At 69.4% G+C, this 4,292-nt stretch carries 4 protein-coding genes; 2 read left to right on the top strand and 2 right to left on the bottom strand.

Features of this window, described 5'->3' with window-relative positions; genetic code table 11:
- Positions 1-42: 42 nt before the first annotated feature.
- The gene (locus ACK4S2_RS15645; RefSeq protein ID WP_409626490.1) at positions 43-1,197 is read right to left on the bottom strand and encodes a phosphoserine transaminase; all 1,155 of its coding nucleotides are present in this window, start codon (positions 1,195-1,197) and stop codon (positions 43-45) included.
- 329 nt (positions 1,198-1,526) lie between these two features.
- Complete coding sequence (gene hemC / locus ACK4S2_RS15640) at positions 1,527-2,486, bottom strand: hydroxymethylbilane synthase (protein ID WP_409626487.1); 960 nt, start codon at positions 2,484-2,486, stop codon at positions 1,527-1,529.
- Positions 2,487-2,579: 93 nt separating this feature from the next.
- On the opposite strand from hemC, the gene hemE reads away from it, so the two are divergent.
- Positions 2,580-3,608: a uroporphyrinogen decarboxylase gene (hemE, locus tag ACK4S2_RS15635; protein ID WP_409626484.1), complete on the top strand. Its 1,029-nt coding sequence runs from the start codon at positions 2,580-2,582 to the stop codon at positions 3,606-3,608.
- 75 nt (positions 3,609-3,683) lie between these two features.
- Entirely contained in the window at positions 3,684-4,241 is a 558-nt protein-coding gene (gene hslV / locus ACK4S2_RS15630) for an ATP-dependent protease subunit HslV (protein ID WP_409626481.1), read from the top strand.
- The last annotated feature ends 51 nt before the right edge of the window (positions 4,242-4,292 follow it).

Below are 4,292 nucleotides of genomic sequence, written 5' to 3'. Positions count from 1 at the left end.
CGGGGGGGGGGAGGCCCCGGGTCGGGCCCGGGGCGGGTTTGCTCAGGCGGCCTGGGCCAGGGCGGCGATTTCCACCCTGTAGGCCCATTCGATCCAGGGCATCAGGGCGGCGACATCGGCCTGTTCCACGGTGGAACCGCACCAGATGCGCAATCCGGGGGGGGCGTCACGATAGGCGCCGACGTCCAGCGCCACGCCTTCCTTTTCCAGCCGCTTGGCCACGGCCTTGGCAAAGGCGGCGCCGTCGGCGATGCGCGGGTCGGTGAACTTCAGGCAGACCGAGGTGGTCGAGGCCGTGGCCGGATCCTCGGCCAGGTTGGCGATCCAGTCGCGGCTGGCGCAGAATTCCCACACGGTTTTCGCATTCGCCTCGGCCCGGGCGATCAGCGCGGGCAGGCCGCCGATGGCCTTGGCCCATTTCAGCGCGACCAGGTAATCCTCGTTCGCCAGCATCGAGGGGGTGTTGATGGTTTCGCCGGCAAAGATGCCTTCGGAGACCTTGCCCTTGGAGGTCAGGCGGAAAATCTTGGGCAGCGGCCAGGCGGGGGTATAGGTTTCCAGCCGTTCCACCGCGCGGGGGGACAGCACCAGCATCCCGTGGGCGCCTTCACCGCCCAGCACCTTCTGCCACGAGAAGGTCACGACATCCAGCTTGTCCCAAGGCAGGTCCATCGCAAAGGCGGCGCTGGTGGCGTCGCAGATGGTCAGCCCGGCGCGGGTGGCGGGAATCGCATCGCCATTGGGCACCCGCACGCCCGAGGTGGTGCCGTTCCAGGTGAAGACCACGTCCTTGTCGTAATCGACCGCCGCCATGTCCACGATCTGGCCATAGGGCGCCTTGCGCACCGTGGCATCCAGCTTCAGCTGCTTGACCACATCGGTCACCCAGCCTTCGCCGAAGGATTCCCAGGCCAGCATTTCCACGCCGCGCGCGCCCAGCAGCGACCACATCGCCATTTCCACCGCGCCGGTGTCCGATGCCGGCACGATGCCGATGCGGTAATCCGCCGGCACGCCCAGAATCTCGCGGGTCAGGTCGATGGCCTCTTTCAGCTTGGCCTTGCCGACGGTGGCGCGGTGCGACCGGCCCAGCGGCGCATCGGACAACATGTCGAGGGTAAAGCCGGGGATCTTCGTGCAAGGGCCCGAAGAAAAACGCGGGTTGGCCGGGCGCGCAGCCGGGGCGGTCGGTGCCATGTCTGGTATCCTTCCAGATATATGCCCTTCGTTGGGGAAGGGTGTCCCGCCGCAACACCTAGCGGGCTTGCCGCGCAAAGACAAGCGGAAAAGTCGTTTCCGATACGAAACAGGTCGCATCCCGGCCAGAGCATCGCCCGGGCACCCACCGGCCGCAGATCGGGCGCCGAGACGACTTGCCGGGCGCCCACCCCGGGGCTTGCGCCATCGTCCCGGATAACCTTCGGATCATTCATCGCCGCCGAGGCGCGCAACCCTGCCCGGGCGCGCGGCCGCGCAACCACATGTTCGGCGGGCGTCGGCACCCGAGGTGATGCAGCGCCGAGGTTTCAGCCTTTCCAGGCGAAAAAGCCGGGGCCGGCTTCGGCCATTAGCCCCTGCGCCAGATCGGCACCGATTGCCGCGCCTTCGGCGAGGGGGCCGCGGCGTTCGCCCCGGATCGCGCGCGACCCGTCGGGGGCGAGGATTTCGCCGCGCAGCCACAGCGCGCCGCCTTCGATCACGGCAAGCCCGGCGATGGGCGTTTCGCAAGACCCGTCGAGCCTGGCCAGAAAGCTGCGTTCCGCCGCCAGCCGCTGCCCGGTCGGCAGATCGTGGATGGGCGCCAGCAATTCGGCGGTGCCGGCATCGGCGCTGCGACGCTCGATCCCGATGGCGCCTTGCGCCACCGCAGGCAACATGTCCTCGGGGTCGATCGCCCCGCGCGCCACATGCGCCAGCCCCAGCCGGTTCAGCCCTGCCATCGCCAGAAAGGTGGCCGTGGCGACGCCATCGTTCAGCTTCTGCAACCGGGTCTGCACGTTGCCGCGAAACTCGACCAGCCGCAGGTCGGGCCGGCGGTTGGCCAGTTGCGCCCGCCGGCGCAGCGAGGACGAGCCGACGACCGCGCCGGCCGGCAGGTCGGCCAGCGATTCCACCGAAGGCGAGACGAAGGCATCGCGCACATCCTCGCGCGGCAGGTAGCAATCCAGCACCAGCCCCTCCGGCTGCGCGGTGGGCATGTCCTTCATCGAATGCACGGCGATGTCGATGGTGCCGGCCAGCAACGCCTCCTCGATCTCGCGGGTGAACAGGCCCTTGTTGCCGATTTCCTTCAACGGCCTGTCGGCGGCGATCAGGGTGCGGTCGTCGCCGGAAACCTTGATGACGACGATCTGGAACGCCTGTTCGGGCAGGGCGTGGGCGGCCATCAGGCGCCGGCGGGTTTCGTGCGCCTGGGCCAGCGCCAGCGGCGAACCGCGGGTGCCGATGCGCAAGGGCCGGGCGGGGGAGGGAAGCGGATGCGTCATGGCCACAGGCTTAGCCTTGTCCACTTCGCCTGACAACTCCCCATTGACAAGCCCGGTCCCGCGCGCGACCCAAGGGCAGGACCGGAGGACCAGATGACCGACAAGACCCTGCTGCGCGCGCTGAACGGCGAAACCCTGCCTGTGCCGCCGGTGTGGCTGATGCGGCAGGCCGGGCGCTATCTGCCGGAATATCGCGCGACGCGGGCCAGGGCGGGCGATTTCCTGAAGCTCTGCTATACCCCTGATCTGGCGGCGGAAGTCACCTTGCAGCCCATCCGGCGTTATGGCTTCGACGCGGCGATCCTGTTTGCCGACATCCTGCTGATCGGGCAGGCGCTGGGGGCGGATCTGTGGTTCGAAACCGGCGAAGGCCCGCGCATGTCCACCGTGACCGACGCTGCCGGCGTGGCGGCGCTGAAGCCGGCCGATGCCATCCACGACACGTTGGCGCCGGTCTATGAAACCGTGCGCATCCTGTCGCGCGAACTGCCGCGCGAAACCACGCTGATCGGCTTTGCCGGCGCGCCCTGGACGGTGGCGACCTACATGGTCGCCGGGCGCGGCAAGGATGGCCAGGCGGGGGCGCACGCGATGAAGGCCGCCGACCGCGCGGCGTTTCAGGCGCTGATCGACCGGCTTTCCGAGGCGACGGTGGAATACCTGTCGGCCCAGATCGACGCCGGGGCCGAAGTGGTCAAGCTGTTCGACAGCTGGGCCGGCGCGCTGAAGGGCCCGGATTTCGAGGATTTCTGCGTCGCGCCCATCGCCCGCATCATCGCCGAGGTCAAGGCGCGGCATCCGGGCATTCCGGTCATCGCCTTTCCGCGCGAGGCAGGCGAGGCCTATGTCGGCTTTGCGCGCAAGACCGGGGCCGATTGCGTGGCGCTGGACAATTCGGTGTCGGCCGACTGGGCGGCAGCGCATGTGCAGGTGGATGGCTGCGTGCAAGGCAACATGGACCCTGCGCTGATGGTGACGGGGGGCGAGGCGCTGACGCGCGAGGCCCGGCGCATCTGCAAGGCCTTTGCCGGCGGGCCGCACATCTTCAACCTCGGCCACGGCATCACCCCCGACGCCGACCCCGACAACGTGCATCGCCTGCTGGAGGCGATCCGCGGCTGAGGTCGCGCCGCCCCGGCCGGGGCTTGCGCGCCGGCGGCAGGGCGGCCATATCGGAGCATGGCAGGAGGGCAGCGCATGGCCGACGAGCGGTTTCCGGGCTGGCATGGCACCACGATCCTGGCGGTGCGCCGGGGCGGGCAGGTGGTGGTGGCCGGCGACGGGCAGGTGAGCCTGGGCCAGACCGTCATCAAGGGCAGCGCGCGCAAGGTGCGCCGTCTGGCGCCCGGCGGGCGCGAGGTGGTGGTGGGATTTGCCGGATCGACGGCCGATGCCTTTACCCTGCTGGAACGGCTGGAAAAGAAGCTGGAGGCCGCCCCCGGCCAGTTGCTGCGCGCCTGCGTGGAGCTGGCCAAGGACTGGCGCATGGACAAGTATCTGCGCAACCTCGAAGCCATGCTGATCGTGACCGACGGGGCGCAGGTCTTTGTGCTGACCGGGGCGGGCGACGTGCTGGAGCCCGAACACGACGTCGCCGCCATCGGCTCGGGCGGCAACTATGCCCTCGCCGCGGCGCGCGGGCTGTTGGAAACCGACCTCGACGCCGAAACGGTGGCTCGCAAGGCGATGGCGATTGCCGCCGACATCTGCGTCTACACCAACGGCCGGCTGACGGTGGAAAGCATCAAGGGGTAAGGCAGGGGCGCCGGCCGGGGTCGGCCCGCGGTGCCGCGGGCGAGGGTCCCC

Origin of the sequence: Gemmobacter sp. (assembly GCF_046292685.1) — a bacterium.
Lineage (GTDB): Bacteria > Pseudomonadota > Alphaproteobacteria > Rhodobacterales > Rhodobacteraceae > Wagnerdoeblera.
Note: the sequence above shows the minus strand (reverse complement) of the source record. Positions and strands in the feature narration are given on the sequence as shown.

Bases quoted from the DNA above. Each gene is read 5' to 3' on its own strand.
- ACK4S2_RS15645 (WP_409626490.1), bottom strand. From the start codon at position 1,197: ATGGCACCGACCGCCCCGGCTGCGCGCCCGGCCAACCCGCGTTTTTCT.
- hemC (WP_409626487.1), bottom strand. From the start codon at position 2,486: ATGACGCATCCGCTTCCCTCCCCCGCCCGGCCCTTGCGCATCGGCACC.
- hemE (WP_409626484.1), top strand. From the start codon at position 2,580: ATGACCGACAAGACCCTGCTGCGCGCGCTGAACGGCGAAACCCTGCCT.
- hslV (WP_409626481.1), top strand. From the start codon at position 3,684: ATGGCCGACGAGCGGTTTCCGGGCTGGCATGGCACCACGATCCTGGCG.